This is a genomic window from Pseudidiomarina sp. PP-1MA, from assembly GCF_041200125.1.
Lineage (GTDB): Bacteria > Pseudomonadota > Gammaproteobacteria > Enterobacterales > Alteromonadaceae > Pseudidiomarina > Pseudidiomarina fusca.
This window is the reverse complement of sequence record NZ_CP165718.1, coordinates 684,474-708,635: the sequence shown is the minus strand read 5'-3', so window position 1 is coordinate 708,635 and position 24,162 is coordinate 684,474. Positions and strand designations below refer to the sequence as shown.

General features: G+C 50.3%; 21 protein-coding genes and 2 tRNA genes. 7 read left to right on the top strand and 16 right to left on the bottom strand.

Annotated features, from left to right (window positions below; genetic code table 11):
• Positions 1–58: 58 nt before the first annotated feature.
• Positions 59–838 (top strand): ZIP family metal transporter, encoded by a 780-nt coding sequence (locus AB8S08_RS03235; RefSeq protein WP_369743575.1) that lies wholly within the window; start codon positions 59–61, stop codon positions 836–838.
• Positions 838–1,668: an SDR family oxidoreductase gene (locus AB8S08_RS03230; RefSeq protein WP_369743573.1), complete on the top strand. Its 831-nt coding sequence runs from the start codon at positions 838–840 to the stop codon at positions 1,666–1,668. Before AB8S08_RS03235 ends, AB8S08_RS03230 begins: the two co-directional genes overlap by 1 nt.
• On the opposite strand, the gene AB8S08_RS03225 is transcribed toward AB8S08_RS03230, so the two are convergent.
• From AB8S08_RS03225 to aspS, 16 genes are all read right to left on the bottom strand, one after another.
• Positions 1,665–3,089 (bottom strand): FAD-dependent oxidoreductase, encoded by a 1,425-nt coding sequence (locus AB8S08_RS03225; RefSeq protein ID WP_369743571.1) that lies wholly within the window; start codon positions 3,087–3,089, stop codon positions 1,665–1,667. The genes AB8S08_RS03230 and AB8S08_RS03225 overlap by 4 nt on opposite strands.
• Positions 3,089–7,552: a glutamate synthase large subunit gene (gene gltB / locus AB8S08_RS03220; protein ID WP_369743568.1), complete on the bottom strand. Its 4,464-nt coding sequence runs from the start codon at positions 7,550–7,552 to the stop codon at positions 3,089–3,091. Before gltB ends, AB8S08_RS03225 begins: the two co-directional genes overlap by 1 nt.
• A gap of 195 nt (positions 7,553–7,747) precedes the next feature.
• Positions 7,748–8,794 (bottom strand): quinolinate synthase NadA, encoded by a 1,047-nt coding sequence (nadA, locus tag AB8S08_RS03215; protein ID WP_369743566.1) that lies wholly within the window; start codon positions 8,792–8,794, stop codon positions 7,748–7,750.
• Between the two features lie 66 nt (positions 8,795–8,860).
• Positions 8,861–8,936 (bottom strand) — tRNA-Lys (locus AB8S08_RS03210).
• A 30-nt stretch (positions 8,937–8,966) separates the two neighbouring features.
• A tRNA-Lys gene (locus tag AB8S08_RS03205) sits at positions 8,967–9,042 on the bottom strand.
• A gap of 139 nt (positions 9,043–9,181) precedes the next feature.
• The gene (ybgF, locus tag AB8S08_RS03200; protein ID WP_369743565.1) at positions 9,182–9,922 is read right to left on the bottom strand and encodes a tol-pal system protein YbgF; all 741 of its coding nucleotides are present in this window, start codon (positions 9,920–9,922) and stop codon (positions 9,182–9,184) included.
• Positions 9,923–9,951: 29 nt separating this feature from the next.
• Complete coding sequence (gene pal, locus AB8S08_RS03195) at positions 9,952–10,491, bottom strand: peptidoglycan-associated lipoprotein Pal (protein ID WP_110074909.1); 540 nt, start codon at positions 10,489–10,491, stop codon at positions 9,952–9,954.
• Between the two features lie 52 nt (positions 10,492–10,543).
• Complete coding sequence (tolB, locus tag AB8S08_RS03190; RefSeq protein WP_369744178.1) at positions 10,544–11,854, bottom strand: Tol-Pal system beta propeller repeat protein TolB; 1,311 nt, start codon at positions 11,852–11,854, stop codon at positions 10,544–10,546.
• Between the two features lie 72 nt (positions 11,855–11,926).
• Positions 11,927–12,961, bottom strand: coding sequence for a cell envelope integrity protein TolA (tolA, locus tag AB8S08_RS03185; protein WP_369743564.1), 1,035 nt, complete (start codon positions 12,959–12,961; stop codon positions 11,927–11,929).
• A gap of 1 nt (position 12,962) precedes the next feature.
• Positions 12,963–13,412, bottom strand: a complete 450-nt coding sequence (gene tolR / locus AB8S08_RS03180; RefSeq protein ID WP_110074912.1) for a protein TolR — start codon at positions 13,410–13,412, stop codon at positions 12,963–12,965.
• Entirely contained in the window at positions 13,409–14,110 is a 702-nt protein-coding gene (tolQ, locus tag AB8S08_RS03175; protein ID WP_369743562.1) for a protein TolQ, read from the bottom strand. The genes tolR and tolQ overlap by 4 nt, the downstream gene beginning before the upstream one ends.
• Positions 14,100–14,522: a tol-pal system-associated acyl-CoA thioesterase gene (gene ybgC / locus AB8S08_RS03170; protein WP_369743560.1), complete on the bottom strand. Its 423-nt coding sequence runs from the start codon at positions 14,520–14,522 to the stop codon at positions 14,100–14,102. The genes tolQ and ybgC overlap by 11 nt, the downstream gene beginning before the upstream one ends.
• Positions 14,523–14,855: 333 nt before the next feature.
• Positions 14,856–15,872 carry a Holliday junction branch migration DNA helicase RuvB gene (gene ruvB, locus AB8S08_RS03165; RefSeq protein WP_110074915.1) on the bottom strand — a complete coding sequence of 339 codons (1,017 nt, stop codon included), beginning with the start codon at positions 15,870–15,872 and terminating at the stop codon, positions 14,856–14,858.
• Between the two features lie 96 nt (positions 15,873–15,968).
• A complete protein-coding gene (ruvA, locus tag AB8S08_RS03160; RefSeq protein ID WP_110074916.1) occupies positions 15,969–16,589 on the bottom strand; it encodes a Holliday junction branch migration protein RuvA in 621 nt (206 codons plus the stop codon).
• Entirely contained in the window at positions 16,586–17,104 is a 519-nt protein-coding gene (gene ruvC, locus AB8S08_RS03155) for a crossover junction endodeoxyribonuclease RuvC (RefSeq protein WP_369743558.1), read from the bottom strand. The genes ruvA and ruvC overlap by 4 nt, the downstream gene beginning before the upstream one ends.
• A gap of 46 nt (positions 17,105–17,150) precedes the next feature.
• Complete coding sequence (gene aspS, locus AB8S08_RS03150) at positions 17,151–18,914, bottom strand: aspartate--tRNA ligase (RefSeq protein ID WP_369743556.1); 1,764 nt, start codon at positions 18,912–18,914, stop codon at positions 17,151–17,153.
• A 159-nt stretch (positions 18,915–19,073) separates the two neighbouring features.
• Here aspS and cmoA point away from each other — a divergent pair, with 159 nt between their 5' ends.
• The 5 genes from cmoA (at position 19,074) to AB8S08_RS03125 (ending at position 24,162) form a co-directional block, all read left to right on the top strand.
• Positions 19,074–19,805, top strand: coding sequence for a carboxy-S-adenosyl-L-methionine synthase CmoA (gene cmoA, locus AB8S08_RS03145; RefSeq protein ID WP_369743555.1), 732 nt, complete (start codon positions 19,074–19,076; stop codon positions 19,803–19,805).
• 33 nt (positions 19,806–19,838) lie between these two features.
• Positions 19,839–20,810 carry a tRNA 5-methoxyuridine(34)/uridine 5-oxyacetic acid(34) synthase CmoB gene (gene cmoB / locus AB8S08_RS03140; protein WP_369743553.1) on the top strand — a complete coding sequence of 324 codons (972 nt, stop codon included), beginning with the start codon at positions 19,839–19,841 and terminating at the stop codon, positions 20,808–20,810.
• 24 nt (positions 20,811–20,834) lie between these two features.
• The gene (locus AB8S08_RS03135) at positions 20,835–21,719 is read left to right on the top strand and encodes a LysR family transcriptional regulator (protein ID WP_369743551.1); all 885 of its coding nucleotides are present in this window, start codon (positions 20,835–20,837) and stop codon (positions 21,717–21,719) included.
• Positions 21,720–21,835: 116 nt separating this feature from the next.
• Positions 21,836–23,074, top strand: coding sequence for a hypothetical protein (locus AB8S08_RS03130; RefSeq protein WP_369743549.1), 1,239 nt, complete (start codon positions 21,836–21,838; stop codon positions 23,072–23,074).
• Positions 23,071–24,162 (top strand): hypothetical protein, encoded by a 1,092-nt coding sequence (locus AB8S08_RS03125; protein WP_369743548.1) that lies wholly within the window; start codon positions 23,071–23,073, stop codon positions 24,160–24,162. Before AB8S08_RS03130 ends, AB8S08_RS03125 begins: the two co-directional genes overlap by 4 nt.

Here is a 24,162-nt window from a genome sequence, read left to right as displayed (position 1 = left end):
CCCCACAGATGGCGTATACTAGTCAACAAGTTATCGCATCGTAGGAGTCAGCGAGCTGATGGAACTGATTTTGATGGCTTTAGTAGCCAGTACCCTAACTGGCGGCCTTACCGCGATCGGGGCACTGCCCATTCTGATAGGTAAACAACCCTCCGCAGCCTTTAATGACACCTTGCTTGGCTTTGCCGCCGGGGTCATGTTAGCCGCTTCATTTTTCTCTTTGATCGTGCCCTCCATTGATATATCCACCGAAATCTATGGTCCTGGTCCTTGGCCCGCTACCATTGCTGTGGTTGGTATTTTAATGGGAGCACTAGCGATTGCTCTGCTTGACCGGCTGTTACCCCATGAACACTTTGTAAGTGGCCCCGAAGGCCGTGATAGCGACAAAGTAGCAGGTATCTGGCTATTCGTTTTTGCCATTGCTATTCACAATTTCCCCGAAGGCCTCGCCGTTGGCGTAGGCTACGGTAGTGGAGACCAAGAGCGCGCCTTTTCGCTCGCATTAGGGATTGGCCTGCAAAACCTACCCGAAGGCTTAGCGGTTGCAGTTGGCCTATTGGCGGTGGGCTACAGCCGCCTCAAAGCCTTCGTAGTAGCCTCTTTAACCGGCCTTATTGAGCCTCTCGGCGGCCTGGTTGGCGGCATCTTTGTAAACTTGTCACAGCTATTACTCCCTTGGGGCTTAGTCTTTGCCGCCGGGGCCATGTTATTTGTAATCAGTCACGAAATCATCCCAGAAACGCACCGCCATGGCCATCATCAGCGCGCCACCAGTGGCTTAATGATAGGCTTGGTACTGATGCTATTTTTAGACGTTTGGTTAGGAGCCGTATAGTGAAGCCGAGATTACTTTGGATAGGTTATGGCGATATCGCCCAACGCACCGCACCTTTATTAGTTAAGCAAGGCTGGCAGGTAGTTGGCGTCTGCCGACAACCCGAACGCAAAACCGCACCGGCGGGGGTAGAATTAGTAGCAGCCAGTGCCAACAACGAAACTGAACTTAAAGCCTTGTTTGATGAACCGGTGGCAGCCGTAGTGATCACCCTAACACCAAATGACTACTCGCGTGATGGCTACCATCAAGCCTACGTGGTGCCATGTCGGCATTTACAGCAGGTGTTCAATCAACTAGCTGCGCCACCTCGTGTCTTGTATGTCTCTAGCACCGGCGTTTATGGCCAAACCCATGGCGAGTGGGTCGATGAAGAAAGCGCTACCGAGCCAACCAGCGATAGCGGCGAGATGCTGCTGCAAGCCGAGCGAGTGATTCAAGGTAGCGCCGCTACGGTAAGTGTGTTGCGCTGTTCAGGCATTTATGGCCCCGGTCGGGAGCGCCTGCGCCAGCAAATTCAAGCGGGTACAGCGGTTATTTCTCCTACCTGGACCAACCGCATTCACAGTGACGACGTGGCTGGTTTTATTGCCCACTTATTGGCTCATCCTGAACATTGCGAAGACGTCTACTTGGTCACCGATAGTCAGCCGCTGTTACAGCAAGATGCCTATGCTCGCATCGCCGCACAACTCGGGGTTACTATTACCGAGCTGCCGCGTAGCGATAAAGTCGGCGCCCGCGGTAGCAAGCGCTTAAGCAATCAACGGCTATTGGCAACCGGCTATCAGCTGTTACACCCTGAATTAGCTAGCACATCCGAGCGCTAATCGGCCCGTTGTAGCCAATCACAAATGCCCAAGGCAGCCTTGCGCCCTTGGGCTATTGCGGTCACCACCAAATCGGCCCCCAGCACCATATCACCGCCAGCGAAAATCTGCGGATGACTGGTCTGCAAGGCGTAGGTTTGCTGTTCTTGAGTTGCAACCGTGCCCCAATCCGTCAATTCTACGCCTTGCTCAGTAAGCCAACTAGGCGGATTAGGCTGATAGCCAAACGCAATCACCACAGCATCTGCTGCCAAGACAAATTCTGAGTCTGCCACCACTTCGGGGCGACGTCGGCCTTGCGCATCAGGCGCACCGAGCTGCGTGCGCACCATCCGCACCCCGCTCACCTTGCCATTCGCATCAGTTTCAATCGCTAACGGTTGCAAGTTAAACTCAAACACCACCCCTTCTTCTCGAGCATTTTGCACCTCGCGCCGCGAACCTGGCATATTTTGCTCGTCGCGCCGATAAGCACAGATCACGCTAGCTGCCTGTTGGCGCACAGCAGTCCGCACACAATCCATCGCCGTATCACCACCGCCTAATACCACCACGCGCTGGCCTTGCAAATTTAACCAAGGATAGGCCGGCATCGGGGCGTGCTGCAACAGCCGTTGCGTATTCCCTATCAAGTACGGCAAGGCATGATGCACACCTTCTGCATCCAACCCTGAGAGCTTACCGTCGAGGGCTTGATAGGTGCCAAGCGCCACAAATACCGCATCAAATTGTTGTAACAGCTCGCTGAACTGCACATCGCTGCCAATTTCGGTATTTAAGCGAAACTCAATACCCATCTCGGTAAAAATTTCGCGCCGTAACTCCATCACCGACTTTTCTAACTTAAAAGGTGGGATCCCATACGTGAGCAAGCCGCCAATCTCAGGATAGCGGTCAAACACAACCGGACTGACGCCGTTGCGCACCAACACATCCGCACAAGCTAACCCAGCCGGTCCGGCCCCAATCACTGCCACCCGCTTATCAAGCTTCTGTACCTGCGATAGGTCCGGGCGCCAGCCTTGTGCAAAAGCAGTATCGGTGATGTACTTCTCAATGCTGCCTATGGTCACCGCACCAAACTCATCATTCAGCGTGCAAGCGCCTTCACAGAGCCGATCTTGTGGACACACACGCCCACAAACTTCCGGTAAACTATTGGTTTGATGACATAACTCAGCGGCTTCGAAAATACGCCCCTGCTGTGCTAGCTCTAACCATTGCGGAATATAATTATGCACCGGGCACTGCCATTCACAGTATGGATTACCACAATCTAAACAACGATCGGCTTGACCACTCACCTGATGCTCAGCCATAGGTTCATAGATTTCCACGAACTCAATTTGCCGTTCGCGGACAGATTTTTTCGGCGGATCGATGCGCTGAACATCCAAAAACTGATAAATATTCTTGTTCATTACATCACCTCCACGCGCAATTCAGCGGTTGATCGGGCTCGATGCCCGACCAAATCAGCTAAGTCTGCGGCTTTAGGCTTAACCATCACAAACTCACTAAAATGCTGCTCTAAGCGCCGCAGTAACTGGTGTGCGTGTTCGCTGCCGGTGCGTTCATAGTGTTCATGAATCAGCCCTCGCAGATGCTCCTGCAACATCGGCGAATCTACTGCGCAAGGCTCTACTAATTCACGATTAAGCCGCGCTTTAAACTGGCCATCTTGGTCCCACACATAAGCAAAGCCGCCGGTCATCCCAGCACCAAAGTTAATGCCAGTGCGGCCTAACACCACCACAATACCGCCAGTCATGTATTCGCAGCCATGGTCACCGATGCCTTCTACCACGGCCGTTGCGCCTGAGTTACGCACCGCAAAGCGCTCACCAGCACAGCCGGCGGCAAACAATTTGCCACCAGTAGCCCCATACAAGCAGGTGTTCCCCATGATAATGGCCTGATTACTTTGGTATGTCGCCACTCGTGGCGGTTTTATCACCAACCGCCCTCCAGCCATGCCTTTGCCGACATAGTCGTTGGCATCGCCAGTAAGTTCGAGTCGTAAGCCGCCAGCATTAAAGGCACCAAAACTCTGCCCGACCGAACCCTCAAGAGTAAGGGTAATAGGTGCGCCAGCCATCCCTTGATTACCGTATTTTCGGACAATTTGCCCCGCTACGGCAGCCCCTACGGCACGATCGTAGTTACGTACCGGCAGGTGCCAATGGCCGCCACTACCGGCGGCGATAGCAGCTTCGGTTAAGCTCAACAACTGCTGATTAAGCTGGCCTTGGTCAGCGGCCGGGTTGCGCTCGGTACAATGACGAGGCAATCCATTATCTGTACCTGCTGCGGCTAATAGCCCCGACACATCTAACCGTTGCTGCATGGCAGTAGTTCCAGCCACGCGTTCCAATAAATCCACCCGGCCAATAAGATCCGTTAACTGCGCTACGCCTAATTGGGCTAACCAATAACGTACTTCTTCAGCCACAAAGGTAAAGTACTGCGCCACCCGCTCCGGTAAGCCACTAAAATGCTCGCGACGCAAGGTTTCGTCTTGAGTTGCCACCCCAGTCGCACAGTTGTTCAAATGACAGATACGCAGATACTTACAGCCTAACGCCACCATAGGCGCGGTGCCAAAGCCAAAACTTTCGGCCCCTAAAATCGCCGCTTTGATGACGTCTAAACCTGTCTTTAAGCCGCCATCTACTTGTACTCGTACTTTGTGGCGTAAGTTATTACTTACTAGGGCTTGCTGCACTTCGGCTAAGCCTAACTCCCACGGCGAACCGGCGTGCTTCACTGAGGTTAAAGGGCTTGCGCCGGTGCCGCCATCGTAACCAGATACGGTGATCAAATCGGCGTAGGCTTTCGCCACCCCAGTAGCTATGGTGCCGATGCCCGGCGACGATACTAATTTCACACTAATTAAAGCCTGAGGATTCACCTGCTTTAAATCAAAAATCAGCTGGGCCAAATCCTCAATCGAATAAATATCATGATGCGGTGGTGGTGAGATCAGCGTTGTGCCTGGCACGGCATACCTAAGCCGTGCAATCTCCGCTGACACCTTTTCACCGGGTAGTTGTCCGCCCTCACCAGGTTTTGCTCCTTGCGCAATTTTGATTTGCAGCACATCAGCATTCACCAAGTAATGCGGCGTCACCCCAAATCTGCCTGAAGCAATTTGCTTAATCCGTGAGTTTTTAGGGGTACCAAAACGGCGCGGATCTTCCCCGCCTTCACCTGAATTTGAATGTCCACCGATGCTATTCATCCCCTCAGCCAAAGCCTCGTGGGCTTCGGGGCTAAGCGCGCCAATCGACATGGCGGCGCTATCAAAGCGATGAAACAAAGCAGTTGCTGGTTCTACTTCGGCTAAAGGTAATGGTTTGGCAACCGGCTGGGGTTGCAATAAATCACGAATAAAGGCAATCGGACGCTGGTTAACATGGTCAGCAAAACGCTGATAGGCTGCGCTATCACCTGTTTTTACCGCCTGTTGTAAGCTGGTCACTACATCCGGGTTATAGGCATGGTATTCCCCCCCATGCACGTACTTTAACAGGCCTCCTGCGGGTAACGGTTGATGCGCTAACCAGGCTCGCTGGCGAACCTGTTCAAGCTGCAGCTGCAAATCACTAAACTCAGCACCACCAATGCGGGCAGGCGCATGAGCAAAGCAACGTTGGCGCACCCCATCGGCCAGGCCCACCACCTCAAACAAACAAGCACCGCGGTAACTGGCAACGGTGGCAATGCCCATTTTCGACATGATCTTAAGCAAACCTTTGTTGATGCCCTCGCGATAATTCGTCAGGGCGGTACGCACCTCTTCCTTAACCACCCCTTGTTCTACTAATTGTTCAATACTTTCATAGGCTAAGAACGGATACACCGCAGTCGCACCCAACCCAATCAACACCGCCATCTGATGAGCATCGCGCACCGATGCGGTTTCCACCAAAATATTTGAATCACAGCGTAGGTTTTCGCGCACTAGCGCTTGCTGCACGGCACCTACGGCCAATGCCGCGGGGATGGTTAATAGGTTGCGGTCGATATCACGGTCGCTTAGCAGCAATAGTACCACCTGCTCCTCTCGTACCAGACGTACGGCTTCTTGACACAAACGCGTCAGTGCTTGCTCTAAATTGTCCTGCTGTGCAGAAAACTGCAAACTTAGCTTGGCTAACTTGTAGCCTTCTGCAGGTAACTGGCGTAATTGCTTCACATCGGTATACATCAACACCGGTGACTCAATCACCACACGCTCGGCATAACCTGACGTCTCACTAAAGACATTTTGCTCACGCCCTAAACAGGTAGCCAAACTCATCACATGACGTTCGCGAATAGGGTCGATAGGTGGGTTGGTGACCTGCGCAAACTGCTGCCGAAAATAATCGTACAATGAACGCTGATGGGCTGAAAGTACTGCAATTGGAGTGTCGTCACCCATCGAACCCGTAGCCTCATGGCCATCACTGGCTAACACTGCCAGTACTTGCTGCAGTTCCTCACGGTTGTACAAAAACAACTTGTGATACACCAACATCTGCGCATCATCAAATAAACGCTGCCCTAATAACTCAGCCGCGCACTCACGAAACGGTTGCAAGATTCGCACATGGCTGGTTAACCAATCTCGATAAGGATGACGAGCCTGCAAATCTTGGTCGATTTCAGCACTCCGCCAAATTCGACCATTGTAAGTGTCCACCGCCAACATTTGGCCCGGGCCTAAGCGTCCCTTTTCAATCACGGTAGCTTCATCGTAGTCCCAGATCCCTACTTCAGAAGCGATAGTAAGCACGCCGGTGTCGGTTAAAATAAAACGGGCCGGACGTAGCCCATTCCGATCTAAACTACAAGCCACATGCCGCCCGTTGCTCATGACAATTCCAGCCGGCCCATCCCACGGCTCCATGTGCATGGAGTTAAATTCGTAAAACGCTCGCAAAGCATCATCCATGGTCGGATCGCCCTGCCAAGCCGGCGGAATCAATAAACGCAGCGCCCGAAACAAATCCATGCCCCCTGCTAACAGCAACTCCAGCATGTTATCCAGCGCCGACGAGTCTGAACCGTCGCTATTCACAAACGGCGCCGCCTGCTGCAAATCAGGTAACAGTGGCGAGTGAAACTTGTACTGGCGTGCTGCCGCCCACTGGCGATTGCCACGAATGGCATTAATCTCACCATTATGCGCTAAAAATCTGAAAGGTTGCGCCAACCGCCATTGTGGCTGCGTATTGGTAGAAAAACGTTGGTGAAAAACACAGTTCGACGTGGTTAACGCCGGATTCGCTAAATCCAGATAAAAATGGGCAAGGTCTTTGGCTAGCATCAAGCCTTTGTAAACAATCACTAGACACGACAACGAACACACATAAAAATCGCTATTGCCAGCTAATCGATTCTCAGCCCGCCGCCGGGCCATAAACAACCGCCGCTCTAAATCCTTTTTACGCCAACCCGGTGGCGCACTGACAATAACTTGGGCAATCTGTGGTCGCGTTTGTTGCGCTAACTCGCCTAAAATATCAGCATCAACGGGCACCTCGCGCCAACCTTCAACGGTGAGTGTTTCTTGTGCCAACTCTCGTTCTAGCACACTTTTTTGTGTTGCTGCCTGCTGCTCATCGACACTTAAAAATACCATGCCCACCGCAAACTTTTTGCTCAGGTGCCAGCCTTGTTGCGCTGCATAGTCACGAAAAAATTGCTCCGGCAATTGCAGCAATAAACCACATCCATCGCCCGTTTTACCGTCGGCGTTAATCCCGCCGCGGTGCTGCATATTGGCCAACCCGGTAATCGCCCGAGTGACCAAATCGTGGCTGGGTTTACCATCAATTTGTGCAATCAACCCAAAACCACAGTTATCACGAAAATCGTCATGAGAATAAAAAGCCATACTACCTGCCTCATTGTGATAGCTAACAATTCAACATAGGCAGCTATTGGCTTGATGGCAAATATATCCGTTATATTGATGAATGAATATTGGGGGGGGAGAGCAAGAGCGCTGTTGGTTATTGGATATTAGATATTAGTGGGGGGTGTTCGTTACTCGGCTGTAATGGTACGAGTAACGAACAACGAATCATGATTAGCCTTTGAACTGGAGCATGCGGTTGAGGGGGCGAAGTGCGCGTTCCGCGAGTGCCGCATCCACGTGAATCTCATGGGCAGCACCGCCCTTTTCAAGGGCTTCCGTGATAGCTACCAAGCCATTCATTGCCATCCATGGACAATGCGCACAGCTCCGGCAGGTAGCACCATTGCCAGCCGTAGGAGCTTCAATAAAGTGCTTATGTGGTGACAACTGCTGCATTTTATAGAAAATACCGCGGTCGGTGGCAACAATAAAGGTTTCGTTCGGCAGTTCTTGGCTAGCTTTAATAAGCTGTGAGGTTGAGCCTACAGCATCAGCTAGATTAACGATGGCCGCGGGTGATTCTGGGTGCACCAAAATGGCAGCCTCTGGATACACGCGTTTGAGATCTTCCAAGCTCTTCGTCTTAAATTCATCATGGACAATACAAGCGCCCTGCCACATCAGCATGTCAGCACCCGTCTGCTTCTGAATGTAAGCACCTAAGTGTTTATCAGGGCCCCACAGAATTTTTTCACCGTTAGCATCTAAGTGGTCCACAACTTCTAGTGCAATACTTGAGGTAACAACCCAGTCAGCGCGCGCTTTAACTGCCGCCGAAGTGTTGGCATAGACCACCACGGTACGGTCTGGATGCTCATCACAGAACTTTGAAAACTCATCGATGGGACAGCCAAGGTCTAACGAACAGGTGGCCTCTAAGGTAGGCATCAACACACGTTTGTTAGGCGTTAGGATCTTCGCGGTTTCGCCCATAAACTTTACTCCAGCCACAATCAGCGTATCGGCTTCATGTTGCGCACCAAATCGCGCCATTTCTAGCGAGTCAGCTACACAGCCGCCGGTTGCTTCGGCTAAAGCTTGGATTTCTGGGTCGGTGTAATAATGTGCTACCAACACCGCATTCTGCTCACGTAATAATTCTTTAATACGGGCAGTGTACGCTGCTTTTTCAGCATCGTTTAACGGTTTGGGTTTGGCTGGAAACGGATAATCCAACTGATCAATGACACGTGCTTGAATTTCTGCAGTTATGCTCATGGTACCACTTCAATACATGAATAAAAGTTGCGGTAGTATAGACTAAAACAGACTGGGGGAAAATAGTGGTGGGTTGTGCAGGATTCGAACCTGCGACCAATTGATTAAAAGTCAACTGCTCTACCAACTGAGCTAACAACCCACTCTAGAACTTTGAAAGGGTGACGGTGATTGGTGGGTTGTGCAGGATTCGAACCTGCGACCAATTGATTAAAAGTCAACTGCTCTACCAACTGAGCTAACAACCCATCACTGTCGTGCTGCACACTTATCAGTGGCAACGGCGGCATAGTTTACTGAAAAAGCCGCTCGTTGCAACTGTAAATTGCATCAATCGGGTCTGTTTGCTCAAATTGCGAACGTTTTCCCGAATTTTCTACAGAATACTTACAAATTATCGAGGCGTTTCTTGGCCAAACCAGCTTCGGTGCTACTTGGATACTCTTGCATGACTTGGTTGTAATACTGGCGAGCAGTAGCTGTATCATCTTGCTGTTGCGCAATAATACCCAATTTCAAAATACAATCGCCGCGCTTGTTACTATCTTTGAAGTCATTCATGACGGTCGCAAAATGCACTTTAGCTTGGTCATAATTGCTTTCAGCAAAGAGTAACTGCCCTAACCAATAATGCGCATTGGGGACATAGCTTGACTGCGGAAAATTCTCGATAAAAGCATTGAACGCTGGCACCGCAGCATCGTAGCGCTTATCTCGCAACACCAACTGAATGGCTTGCTCATAGGCTTCGTTCTCGCTGAGGTTAGTTGAATAGCTAGCAGACGCCCCAGAATTTGCTGTGGCATTCGTATCACTAGCAACCGGAAGTGGCTGTGGATTAGTCGCCAAACGACGATCGATTTCTTGATAGATTTCACGTTGACGCTGCAAAATCTGCTCAATTTGGTAGGCATGCTCTTCAGTGGTACCGCGAAGATTTGCGACCTCGTCTTGCAACTGCCCCATCTGGTCCAGCAACGCCATTTGCGCCGCATTACGAGCATCCATCACTCGTTCAAGCTGCGCCAAACGCTCTTCTACTGAACCGCTGCCTAACTTAGATACCGGCGCCTGCGCATGCAGAACGCCGGGAATCAGTAAGGCCAATACCAGTATTGTTTTTTGCATTGGCTTAACCGTTGGTTAAAGTAACTAACTTAGTAAACTAATACGCCACGACGGTTTTTAGCATAAGCATCGTCGTTAGACGCTTTGATCAGAGGCTTTTCTTCACCGTAAGACACAGTGTTGATCTGGCTTGAGCTTACGCCTAAGTTTTGCAGATACTGAGCAACCGCTTTGGCACGACGCTCACCTAGAGCAATGTTGTACTCTGGAGTGCCACGCTCGTCACAGTGACCTTCTACAGTAACAGAGACCGCTGGGTTCTGAACCAAGAAGTCCGCATGAGCTGCTAACACTTGCGCGTACTCAGAGCTGATGCGTGAATCATCAAACGCAAAGAATACAGTGTTTGCTTGACGTAATTCAGCTACTTTTTCAGCACGAATCTCTTCAGGTGTTTTCGGGCGCTCAATGCCACCAACATCAACGCCAGAACCAGAGCCTTGACCCTGTTGCTGTTGATTGGTTTGTTGATCTACTGCTTCTTCAGCAGCTTGGTTAGAGCTACAAGCAGCCAATGCCAACATAGGTACTGCAATGAACAAACTCTTCAGGGCTTTATTTGCGTTCATATCCGCGTTCCTTTCGATCAAATGAAATCTGTCTGTGTATGTGTGTGTAAAACTATCTTAAAAATGGTGACCATGAGGGCGATTTAACTTCACCTTCACGAGCCGGTAACCGTGCCTTAAAGCGCCCATCCAACGACACCAACGCTAGTACTTGTTGGTTGTTATGAGTGGTGCTGTAAATCACCATACTTCCATTCGGTGCCAAGCTCGGCGATTCATCCAAGGCTGTCTGCGTTAACACTTGCATATTGCCGTTCGGATAATCCTGCCGCGCAATATGATAATTCCCCTGCGTGCGGTTTACCATAATCACTTGCGTTCCATCTGGCGTATAGGTTCCACCTAAATTTTGCTCACCCTCAAAGGTTAATCGGCGAACCTGTCCTGAACTTAAATTTACGCTATAAAGCTGCGGTCTTCCACCCCTTTCTGAGGTAAAAATCAGCGAGTTACCATCCGGCGACCAATTTGGCTCCGTATCGATAGCATGATGATTCGTAACTCGCTTCAATTTCTTCGTTGCCAGCTCCATGGTATACAATTCTGGATTGCCATCTTTCGACAACACCATCGCCAACTGTTTACCATCGGGCGAGAATACTGGCCGACTGTTAATGCCTCTATAATCAGTAATTTGTTCACGACTACGGGTATAGATATCCTGAATAAAAATCTGTGGCTTTTTATTCTCAAAACTCACATAAGCTAATTTATTACCATCAGGAGACCAAGACGGCGACATTAATGGCTCAGGACTACGCAACAGCACCTTTTCATTAAAACCATCATAGTCTGCTACTACTAACTCGTAAGGCTTATCCAGCTTATAGTTCACCGTAACATAAGCAATACGAGTCATAAATGCACCCTTTTGCCCCGTTAAAGTCTCGTAAAACACATCAGAGATGCGGTGCGAGTACTGCCGAAACTGATTCCGGTCAATCACACTGCTACGTGCATCGAGAATATGATCTTGCGAGTTAACCAGCTGGCCATTGCGCAGCACTTGCGTGCCGCTGGTGATTTGGCCGCGCAACACATCGACGATTTCAAACGAAACTGTGTAACGGTCTACGGCGTAAGGCTCAATCGTCCCTACCAACACGGCCTCGACACCAAGCGCAGCCCACGCGGCATAATCAATCTCAGCCGACGAACTAGGTCGTTGTGGCATCGCCGCTACCGGGATCGGATTAAACTTGCCGCTGCGCATTAAATCGGCAGCCACCACCTCGGTTAATCCTTCTGGCTTCGGACCATCGCCCTTCCAGGCAAACGGCACTACCGCAATCGGCCGGGCACTATCAATACCTTCGGTAATCACGATTTCGAGCGCCGCACGGGCCGAATTCGTCAAGACCATCAGGCTTAGCGCCGCTGTCAAAACACAGGCAAACAGTTTTTTCATCATAAGCTCTTCAACTACACGTTAGTGTTACAAATTAGGTCTAACCGTCAATTTAATGGTTTCCATCTGCTTATACACTTCAGGATCTTTCGATACCGGCAGTGTACCAGCTTTTAGCACCGCAGTCCGAGCTGATTGACACACCCGCTCATCGCCAACGCCTTGGTCCACCGATTTAACAAAGCCACTCGGCGCCAAGCTAATGGTCAGCTGACATTCTTTACCACGCATCGAATCATCCACGATCCAGTTGCGCTGAATAGCCCCTGTTATCAACGCCGTAAAGCGCTGAATCTCGCTTTGCATCTGCGCTTGGCGTGCCTTAGCTCGTTCTGCTGCTTCGGCCGCTAACCGTTCTTGCAACTGCCGTTCGCGTTCAGCACGCTCTTTTGCTTCGCGCTCACGCTCTAGCCGTTCCTGCTCCAACCGCTTCGCTTCAGCTTCCCGTTCTTTACGCTCTTGCTCAGCCTTTGCCGCTGCCGCTTCTTCGCGTTTACGACGGGCTTCTGCGTCTGCTGCCGCTTTCTCGGCCGCTGCCTTTTCTTGTTGTGCTTTGGTTCGCTCTTCAGCTAACTTACGTCGCTCCGCTTCTTGCTTGGCTTCTAATTCACGCAACTCACGTAGCTCACGTTCGCGCGCCTTTCTTGCAGCTTCCGCTCGGCGTTCTAATTCTGCTTGGCGCTGTTGCTCCGCCGCCGCTTGCGCTTGCTTACGCTCATTAATCGCCTGCACTTGCCGTTCTACCGCGGCTTGATCTACCGCTACGGCCTGTACCGCCTCAAAATCATCCGGCGCCGGTATTTCTTCATCTGGGCTCAGATTAGGATCCGACAATTGCACCTGCATGGGCGTGTTTGGCAACTGGGGTTGAAACACCATCCCCGCTGCTAACACACCTACAACGCCCACATGCACTAACACCGACCACAGCAAAGGCTTACCTAGCTCACTGCCTTTTGCTGGCAGCCGTCTTCCGGCTTGCGTGGCCGTGGCTTTAGCAGCTGACGTTGACTTAGCTGAAGTACCTTTGGCACCATCTTGCGATGGCTTGATGTCACTCATGCTATCGCCCTGCCCCCGCCGTTTCAGCTAACGAACTATCGGTCATCAAACCAACCTGACTCACACCAGCTTTCTGCAACAACACCATCAACTGAATCACCTGATTATAGCTGACAGCGCCATCTCCTTTAACCACCACCGGACGTTCCGGGCTGATGCGCAACTCGGCTGCAACCATCACCGCTAAATCCACCACCTCGAGCGGTGTATTCGGCTCCGGATGGGTACTCAGAAAATAACGCCCCTGCTGATCCACTGATGCCACAATCGGTGGTTCACTCTCAGGATCAAGCGGCTCCGCTGAGGCCTTGGGCAAATCAACTTTCACCCCTTGACTGATTAACGGTGCCGTAACCATAAAAATAATCAACAGCACCAACATCACATCGATGTAGGGCACCACGTTAATCTCAGCCACCGGCTTCCGCCGCTTACGCACCACGCTCATCATGCCGGCGCACCTGCTTTAGCTGCAGATTGAGCCGTTTGCCGCTGTAAAATGGCCAACAACTCATCCATAAAATTCAAATACTGGTTATCAATCTTTTCCACTTGGTAAGTGTAGCGGTTGTACGCAATCACCGCTGGAATCGCTGCAAACAAACCCATCGCTGTCGCAATCAAAGCTTCCGCGATACCTGGCGCAACCATCGCCAAGGTCGCCTGCTGCACCGCGCCCAAGCCGATAAATGCGTTCATGATCCCCCACACGGTGCCAAACAAGCCCACATAAGGGCTGATCGAACCTATGGTCGCCAACCAACTCAAATTCTGCTCCATGTTATCCACTTCACGCGAGTGCACCACCCGCATGGCGCGATACGAAGCCTCCAACATTTGCTGCTGTCCTACCGCCGGATTATTACGTAACCGAGCAAATTCCTTAAAACCCGCATGAAATAATTTTTCCATGCCACCGGCATTTTGTGCTTTCGCTGTCACTTCTTGGAATAACCGCGCTAAATCAACGCCAGACCAAAACCTGTCTTCAAACGCCAAAGCTTCAGCGCTAGCGGCCTTAATCACATTGCGGCGCTGAAATATCATCATCCAGCCAACCACCGAAAACGCCAGCAGTAAGAGCATAACCAACTGCACCACAATACTGGCTTCTAAAATTAACGCGGTGATAGACAATTCAGCTTGCACGTTTTAATACCTCAAATATCTCAGTAGGCATAGGCACCGCACGAACCTCGGTACCCGCCTCACCCAAATGAACACAGGCCGCTTTAATCACAGCCTCACATAATACCGTACCATCTTGCAGCATAACTTGCTGGTGACACACAATCGATGCCCGACCTAGGCGTTCGACCTTAACCGTCACTATCAGTTCATCATTAAATTTAGCCGGCCGCAACAAATCCATCTGCACCTGCCGCACCACAAAGCCAACCCGATGAGCCAACCAAGTGTCCTGCTCAATTCCTAGCGAGCGTAACCATTCTGTACGGGCCCGCTCAAGAAATTTGAGATAATTCGCATAATAAACGATACCGCCAGCATCTGTGTCTTCATAATAAACACGAATGGGCCATTGAAATGTTGATTTGCTCAATTTTACACCAAAAATTTTTTTATCATTAAAATATGACCAAAAATCACTAAGATTCTATTTATAAACGATATTTTTGGTCTTACCAATTTTACCAAGCCTAATTTTTAAGCATCATTAAATATTTGATATTAGTAAAAGTAATGCGAAGCACAATTTTTCTCGTTTGAAAACTGGTCCAGCCTCTTTATAATGCGCAGCATATACCAGATACGAAGAGACCGGTTGTCACTTCTTCCTGTTATTGTTCCCTGGATTTAACTTCCTTGTTGTTCTGTATTTTGCCCGCTCCCTGAGCGGGCTTTTTTTTGTTGGTAACAATAAATTCGCTATTAGCTAACGGCGCTCTTGCCCTTCTTTATCCAGTCCGAAATGGCGATAGGCATTTAAAGTTGCCACTCGTCCGCGCGGCGTGCGCTGCAAATACCCCTGCTGAATCAAATAAGGCTCCAGCACATCTTCAATCGTATCTTTCTCTTCACCAATAGCTGCGGCTAAATTCTCGAGCCCCACCGGGCCACCCATGAACTTCTCAATAATCGCCAGCAGTAATTTCTTGTCCATGTAGTCAAAACCGGCTTCGTCCACATCAACCATAGCTAAGGCAGCAGCAGCCGTGGCTTGATCAATATGGCCGTTATTTTTAACCTCAGCAAAATCGCGTACTCGCCGTAACAAGCGATTAGCTATCCGTGGCGTACCGCGCGAACGACGTGCAATTTCTAATGCGCCAAGCGGCTCTAACTGTAAATTCAGGTAACTCGCTGAGCGCTTAATAATACTAGTAAGCTCTTCAACATTGTAAAACTCCAAGCGCTGCACAATTCCAAACCTATCACGCAAGGGTGAGGTTAAAGCGCCAGCTCGCGTTGTGGCACCAATCAGGGTAAAGGGCGGCAAATCTAACTTGATAGACCGTGCAGCAGGCCCTTCGCCAATCATGATGTCCAACTGATAATCTTCCATCGCTGGGTACAAAATCTCTTCAACCACCGGGCTCAAGCGATGGATTTCATCAATAAACAACACATCGTGTTCTTCCAGGTTGGTTAACAATGCCGCAAGATCACCGGCCTTTTCTAGTACCGGACCGGAAGTTTGCCGGATATTTACGTTTAGTTCGTTCGCGACAATATTCGCAAGGGTTGTTTTGCCCAAGCCTGGCGGGCCAAAAATAAGCACATGATCAAGGGCTTCAGAGCGTTGCTTGGCCGCCTGAATAAAAATCTCCATTTGCTCAACAACATGCTTTTGTCCGGTGTAATCAGCCAACTGCTTGGGCCGTATCGCACGATCCACAACCTCGTCTTCGGCAATAGCATGGGGCTGGTTTATCCGGTCTGGCTCAATCATCCTACTCACTCATCCTCGTTGTTCGCGGCTCTTGCTCTTGCTCTTGCTCTCACCCAATATCCAATATCCAACAGCTAATATCGCTCTTGCTCTTCCCTACATATTCTTCAACGCAAACCGAATCAGTTGCTCGCTCGAAGCTTGGGGTTCCGCTTTCAGTGCCGCGGCTACCGCTTTCTCCGCTTGCGCAAGCTTGTACCCCAGCGCCAGCAAGGCGTTCAGTGCATCATCGCGCGGTGAATCCGCACTTATGGTTGGGGTCAAGTCACCAAAATCAATGGGCGCTGCATCCGTAGCCGGAGTGGTTGAACCCCAGTTTTTCAACCGGTCGCGCATTTCTACCACCAAGCGCTCCGCCGTTTTTCGGCCCACCCCTGGTAGCTTCACTAAGCTGGTAACGTCGTCGTGGGTTACGGCATGCACAAACTGATGCGCAGTCATGCCCGACATAATAGTTAGGGCCAGCTTCGGGCCTACGCCTTGAGCTTTAATCAGCTGACGAAATAACATGCGCTCGGCAAAAGTATTAAAACCATACAATAATTGGGCATCTTCACGCACCACAAAATGCGTGATCAGGGTTACTCGTTCGCCCAGTTCAGGTAGTTCGTAAAAGCAGGTCATCGGCAGTTGTACTTCATAGCCAACGCCGTTCACGTCTAGCAGAATTTCCGGTGGGTGCTTAGCTATTAAGGTACCCGTTAATTGTCCAATCACGCGCGTCCCCTTGCGGTTAAAATGGGTTGGGTGCGGGTATGAGCATGGCATAAAGCCACGGCTAGAGCGTCCGCAGCATCGGCTTGCGGCTTATGGGTTAGCTTCAGCATGGCCATCACCATATGCTGTACTTGCGCTTTATCAGCAGCGCCAGTACCCACTACCGCCTGCTTGACTAAACGCGCAGCATATTCAGCTACCGGTAAGCCGGCACAGGCGGCCGCAACAATTGCAGCGCCACGGGCTTGGCCAAGTTTTAAGGCTGAATCAGGGTTGCGTGCCATAAACACTTGTTCAATGGCGAACTCGGTCGGCTGAAACTGAGTAATCAGCTCACAAACGCCATCATGAATCACCTTTAATTTATCCGCCAAACAAGGTTCGCTGTTACTTTTGAGGCTGCGCATCACATTAATGCAGCCGCTACCTAAATAGCTTACCCGTTGCCCAGATTGGCGAATCAGGCCATATCCCGTTAACCGAGACCCCGGGTCAATGCCCAGAATAATCGCCATGATTCGCTCCTGTGACTTGTCTGACGTTAACTTAACTAACGTTAACTTAGCTGTCCTTTACCGTAACAGCAACATGCAACTCTGCCAAGGCTTCAGGGTTTGCCACACCTGGGGCATCGGTGAGCACACAAGCCGCGGTGGTAGTTTTCGGGAAGGCAATCACTTCACGAATGGAGCTAGCGCCTACCATCAACATCACCAAACGGTCCAAACCAAAGGCTAAGCCCGCATGTGGTGGCGTACCGTACTTAAGTGCCTCGAGTAAAAAGCCAAATTTTTCTTGTGCTTCAGCTTTACCAATGCCTAAGATTTCGAACGCCGCTTGCTGCATATCATTGTTATGAATACGCACCGAGCCACCACCTACTTCAACGCCATTCAACACCATATCGTAGGCATTTGACAGCGCCGCTTCTGGGTTTGCTTTGAGTTCTTCTGCGGTGACATTCACTGGCGCAGTAAAAGGATGGTGAATCGCGTAAAGGCGTCCATCGGCTTCTTCAAACATGGGGAAGTCAACCACCCATAACGGGCGCCACTCATCACTGACCAGATCAAAATCTTGGCCTACTTTTAAGCGCAATGCGCCCATGGCTTCAGCTACTACATTCGCTTTGTCTGCGCCAAAGAAAATAATATCGCCATTGGCTGCTGCGGTGCGCTCTAAAATCGCAGTTAAAGCAGCATCAGGAATAAACTTTAATACCGGTGACTGCAAACCTTCACGGCCGGCCGCTAGGTCGTTAATCTTCATCCAAGCTAAGCCTTTAGCTCCATAAATACCCACGAAGTTGGTGTATTCATCAATGGCTTTACGTGAGATAGCATCTGCTTTACCAGGCACTTTTAAAGCTGCTACGCGCCCTTTAGGATCATTAGCTGGTCCAGAGAATACTTTAAATTCAACTTCTTGCAGCACATCAGCAACATCGACCAACTCCAGCGGATTACGCAGATCAGGCTTGTCGCTACCAAAGCGACGCATCGCTTCATGCCAAGTCATCCGTGGAAACTCACCTAAATCGACATCCAACATCTGCTGGAATAAGCCACGTACCATCTGTTCGGTCACCGCCATCACTTGGTCAGCGCTCATAAACGAGGTTTCAATATCAATTTGGGTAAATTCAGGCTGACGGTCGGCGCGCAAATCTTCATCGCGGAAACATTTCACGATTTGGTAGTAGCGGTCAAAACCCGACATCATCAGCAATTGCTTAAACAGCTGCGGGGATTGTGGCAGCGCGAAGAATTTACCTTTGTGGGTACGGCTCGGCACCAAATAATCGCGCGCGCCCTCAGGCGTAGCACGAGTTAGCATAGGTGTTTCTATGTCCAAAAAGCCGTTATCGTCTAAAAAGCGGCGCACCGCACTGGTCACTTTAGCCCGAAATTGTAAGTTGTGGCTCATGTTCGGACGGCGTAAGTCGAGATAACGATAGCGTAAGCGCTGCTCTTCGCTTACCTGCTGGTTAAAATCAATCGGCAGTGGCTCTGCTCGGCTGATGATTTCCAGTTCAGTAGCCATCACTTCTACCGCACCCGTGGCCATTGATTTATTGATTTGGCTGTCAGGACGCGCCCGCACCGTGCCGGTTAAACGAATACAAAACTCTTGCCGAAGCTTATTCGCAGTTTCAAACAGCGCTTGTTGATCTGGGTCAAACACCACTTGCACTAAGCCCGTGCGGTCACGCATATCGATAAAAATCAAACCGCCTAAATCACGGCGTTTATTGACCCATCCACAAAGGGTTACGGGTTGGTCTACTAAGCTTGTTTCTAGCTGTCCACAATAATGGCTACGCATGGGTTTGTCCCTACCACAAATTAAGAAATTACAAAGCTGCACATTATAACGGACTGGCGCTGATTGTCAGCAACTAGCCCGCCTTTGAGAAAAAATTTAGTTTAGCACCTGCATGCGCTAAAATAGCCGCCATGTTAAACGCCAGCCCGAGTTATCAGCATGAGCAAAAAAGACGCCATCTTTGCCGAACCTTTACCGCAAGTCAGTGATTTTGTCTTCGACCAAAACGTGGTTGAAGTGTTTCCAGACATGATTAACCGTTCGGTACCTGGCTATCAAAGTATTCTGCAAGGTATTGGCCAGTTAACCAAACGTTTCGCCCAAAGCCATAGTAACCTTTACGATTTGGGCTGTTCGTTAGGTGCGGCAACCTTAGCCATGCGCCAGCACGTAAGCCATTTAGAGCAGGTGCAGATCATTGGTATTGATAACTCCAGTGCTATGGTTGAACGCTGCCAGCTGCATTTACAAGGCTATCGTAGCACGGTTCCGGTCAGTATTCGCTGCGAAGATATTCTGCATAGTGAATTGTCCGATGCCTCGGTCGTCACCATGAACTTTACCCTACAGTTCGTGCCACCAGAGCAGCGCCAGCCTTTGTTACAGCGCATCTATGACAGTCTGAAACCGGGCGGAGCGCTGTTACTCAGTGAAAAATTTCGCAGCAATAGCCCCAGCATGAACGAGCTGTTGGTAGATATTCACCATGAATTTAAACGCGCCAACGGCTACAGTGAACTCGAAATAGCACAAAAACGTGCGGCCATCGAAAATGTGATGCGCATCGACACCTTAGAAACTCACCATCAGCGATTACAGCAGGTTGGCTTTAGCCAATCGCAAGTGTGGTTTCAGTGTTACAATTTTGCCGCACTGATTGCTGTTAAATAGTCGCCGCCGCTTAACCTACGCTCAAGGGATATCATGACTTTATTTACCAAGGATTTAATCGCTGTCGCCCAATCGCCGTTGGCACATTGGTTAACGAGCCTCCCCGCGCAACTTCAACAGTGGCAGCAACAGCAACAACATGGCGAGTTACCCAAATGGTTACGCTGTGTCGCACAATTGCCACAGCTTGAAGCTACAACTGTGGCTTTAGGCGCCACTGTGAGCGTCCTGAATGACAGCATCAGCGACGGCCAACAGCAACGCATCAAAGGGCTACTGATGCAACTTACCCCATGGCGCAAGGGCCCGTTCAATTTACATGGGGTGCAGATAGATACCGAATGGCGCTCAGATTTTAAATGGCAACGAGTGGCACCCCATATCGGTGATTTAAGCGGGCAACAGGTGCTTGATGTGGGTTGTGGCAGTGGTTATCACCTCTGGCGCATGCTTGAAAGCGGCGCCGAGCAAGTCTGGGGCATCGACCCCGGCCAGCTATTTATGGCGCAGTTTATGGCGGTGCGCAGCTTTATGCCGACTGACCTACAAGCACGCGCACACTGGTTCCCGCTGGGCATAGAAGATATGCCCGAACTAAAAGCCTTTGACACCGTCTTTAGCATGGGCGTGCTTTACCATCGGCGCTCGCCCATTGATTTTCTCACCCAGCTCAAAGCCCAGCTAAAGCCAGGTGGCCAGTTAGTGTTAGAAACGCTGGTAGTGACAGGTGATGAGCAGACCGTTTTAGTACCCGGCGAAACCTATGCCAAGATGCGCAACGTCTGGTTTATTCCTAGCACCAAGGCCTTGTTACATTGGCTTGAACGCTGTGGCTTTAAAAACGCCCGCGTGGTGGATGAAAACGTCACCAGCTTAGCTGAGCAACGTGCCACCGAATGGATGCCTGGTCAGTCGTTAGTGGATTTTTTAGATCCGCACGATACCAGCAAAACCATCGAGGGCTATCCAGCCCCCCTGCGAGCCGTTATTATTGCTAACACCTAGCCGAATCATCCCGTTGGAGATTGCATGAGTACGCCCTACCGCCCCAAAACCACAATTGAACAATGGCGTATTTTACAGGCCGTAGTGGACCATGGCGGCTACGCTCATGCCGCGCAAGTCTTGAATAAAAGCCAAAGCTCGCTCAATCATGCGGTGGCAAAACTGCAAGATACGCTCGAAGTTGAACTGCTCGAAGTGGTGGGCCGTAAGGCTCAGCTCACGCCCATCGGCGAGACCATGGTGCGCCGCTCACGCCAGCTCACCAGTTTAGTAACTGAACTTGAGCAGTTAGCGGTAAACCTTAAGCAGGGCTGGGAAACTAAAATCACTTTGGCCGTAGAAATGGTCTTTGACCGCCAGCTACTGGTGCCTGTGTTGCATGAGTTTCAACAACTCAGTCGGGGCACTCGCTTAGTCATTGAAGACACGGTATTAACCGGCTCCATTGAACATATTTTAGACCAAAGCGCAGATATCGTAATCACCCACCAACTCCCCAAAGGTCATGTGGGCGAGCCCATCAGCGGCTATCGCCTAGATTTGGTGGTCAGCAAAGAGCATCCGCTGGCCCAACAGCCAGGCCCCATTAGTGCCGATGAGTTGAGTCAACATTTACAAATCGTGATTCGTGATACGGCCAAAAAGCCGATAGAAGTAGAGGGCTGGCTTAAGTCTGAACAACGCTGGACAGTGAATCACTTTAACGAATCACTACAGCTGGTGCAAAATGGCTTAGGTTTTAGTTGGTTGCCACCTCACGTTACCCGTCATGCTGACAACCTGTGCTTCTTAACCCTAGCTGGTAGCAGCAAGCGCAGCGGCTCGATGTACCTTACCTTACCCAAAGGCGATACCACCGGCCCTTGTGCCCGCATGCTTTATCAATTGCTAATAAAAGAATTGATTTAGCGCAAATTATCGCAAGCTTGGCATAATTCCCACACAAAGCTTAAGCTTTCTTAAGACTTCCTTAAGCAAACCCTCATAGAGTGTTACTGCTAGTTGCAGTAATAAGGAGCTTTATCGTGTGGATCGACAAATTTGTTCAACAACATCTCAATTTACCTGCATGGGGTAAGCGCGATTTAGCCATCAGTCTATTGCTGCTAAACCTGCTTTTGCTCAGCACAACAGCACATGCTCAAACACCGGCTAACACTAGCTTAAGTAGCTTAACCGACGCCGCTGAAGCTAGGCTGCAAACGGATCTAGTGCAACGTCCCGAAACCTGGGTATCTAGTTGGCTGGCAGCGGCACCGACGGTAAGTATAGCGGCCCTGAAAAGCCAAGCCGACCAAGGAACCGATGAACTTGAACTGGCTCTGTCATTGCCTCTTACAAGTCCGAGTGGCCACCAACTGAACCAGCAATGGCAGTCGATAGCACAGCACTATCAGCAGCAGCTGCTAAAACTACGCCGCTGGTACGCCAGTGGCCAAGTACGCAACTTAGTTTGGACCATTGCTCAGCATCAACAACAGCAGCAGCTGTTACAGCAACAACTACAAACCTATCAGGGCTTAATGGCACCATTGCAACAGCAAGCTGAAACCACCGAGGTTGATACCTATTTTCGCTACGGATTGCAGCAGGCACAAACTCAATTAGCTATGTTGCAGTTAGAGCACCAACAACATCAGCAAGCCGCTGAGCAACAGCTTATGGAACTCACTGGCACCCGCCAAATTCCAACTAACTTAGCAGATGCCAACCCCACTAAACTCGACGCTGCAGCATGGCAACAGCATCCGCAGTTGGCATTACTACAATTGCACGAGCAACAACTCTACTTACAACAGCAACAAAATCTCAGCGGTAATACCCCATGGCAGGTCACCACCCGCTTCAAACGGATAGATACTGCCGGCATCTCAGAAAATCAAATTGGCTTACAGCTCGATATTCCGCTGTCGTTGGGGGTGCAACTGAGCCAAACCGAACAAAGCAATTATCAGATAAGTCAGCAACAATGGCTACAAGACTATCAGCAAAGTCGTCAGCAGATCATCCAGCAGTATCAGCAAGCACAAGCCCAGCTAAGCCTGTTAGAGGCGCAATATCAAATGCTCCAACCACATCAACAGTTGCGCCAGCAGGCCCAATCTGCGCTGCTTCTGTTGTTGCAGCGACAAGAGATCAATCCAGATATCGCACAACAGAGGTTGCAACAGTTATTTGCCGAGCAACGCCAAGTGCAGTTACTCAAACAACAAATCCAACAAGCCTATGCCCAACTTCAACAAGCAGCAGGAGTACCCTTATGAGCCTTATCAATCGATTCAATAATCAGGGTTATCAACACCAGCAAGCTGCTTGCCTAAAACTGTGCCGCGTTGCCGTGCTGCTTCTGGCTGTCACCACCACAACTCAGGTAGCGGCAGACCAAGTTGAGCTTAGCGAACTCGGACAGCTCTCTTTAAGTTATCACCAGGTGACGCCCCAATCTCACTATACCGGCGCCGCGCTTACCGCACGAGTTACTAACTTTGTGCAAAGTGGTTATCCCGTTGCCAATATGCTCGAAGTATCACAACAGCAATGGCTAGTGCAGCAAGGGCAACAGGTAACCCATAAACAACCGGTAGTGCAATTAAGTGGCGATGCCGTCGAACATTTTCTTACTGAATACAAAGCACAACAACAGCAGCTAGAGGTGGTAGCGCAGCGCTATCAGAGCAATCAACAGCTGTTTCAAAAGCAAGCCATCAGTGCCGCCCAGTGGCAGGAGATCAGCGCGGCTTACCACAGCACGCTGTTAGCATTTGAGCACCTCGACCATTTTTACCAGCATATTGTTCAAATCAATAAGGCAAACAACAGCATCACCTTAGCGGCTCCGCAAGCGGGACACATAGACATTGTCGCCAACCAAACGATACTATTTAGTGTCAGTGCTGCGGCAACATCAAGATTACGCGGACAACTGGCCACCTTTAGTAAGCAACCAACCAGTGTCAGCTGGCAGCAATGCGAACTAGCGATCGATTATGTCGAGCAAACCAGTCAGGGGTTTACCCAAACCTGGTGGAGCATTCCGCTCACCGATTTACCCGCTCACTGTCAAGCGCCGCTAGGCAGCCAGCTTAGCGTTACGCCGCATTATCAACAGACGGTGTTTAACGTACCCGCCAGTAGTATCATCCGGCATCAACAGCAAACCTATGTGTGGCAATTAGTGCAGCAAGCATTGGTGCTAGTACCGGTCGACATTATTGGTAAGCAAGCGATGAACACGGCCAACGGTGCAGCTTACTTACAGATCACCAGTACCCAACTAGCACCTAACAGCCAAGTGTTACAGCAATCCGTAGGCGCTGTTTACGGCCACTTTATTGGGCTAGGGGGAGAGTAA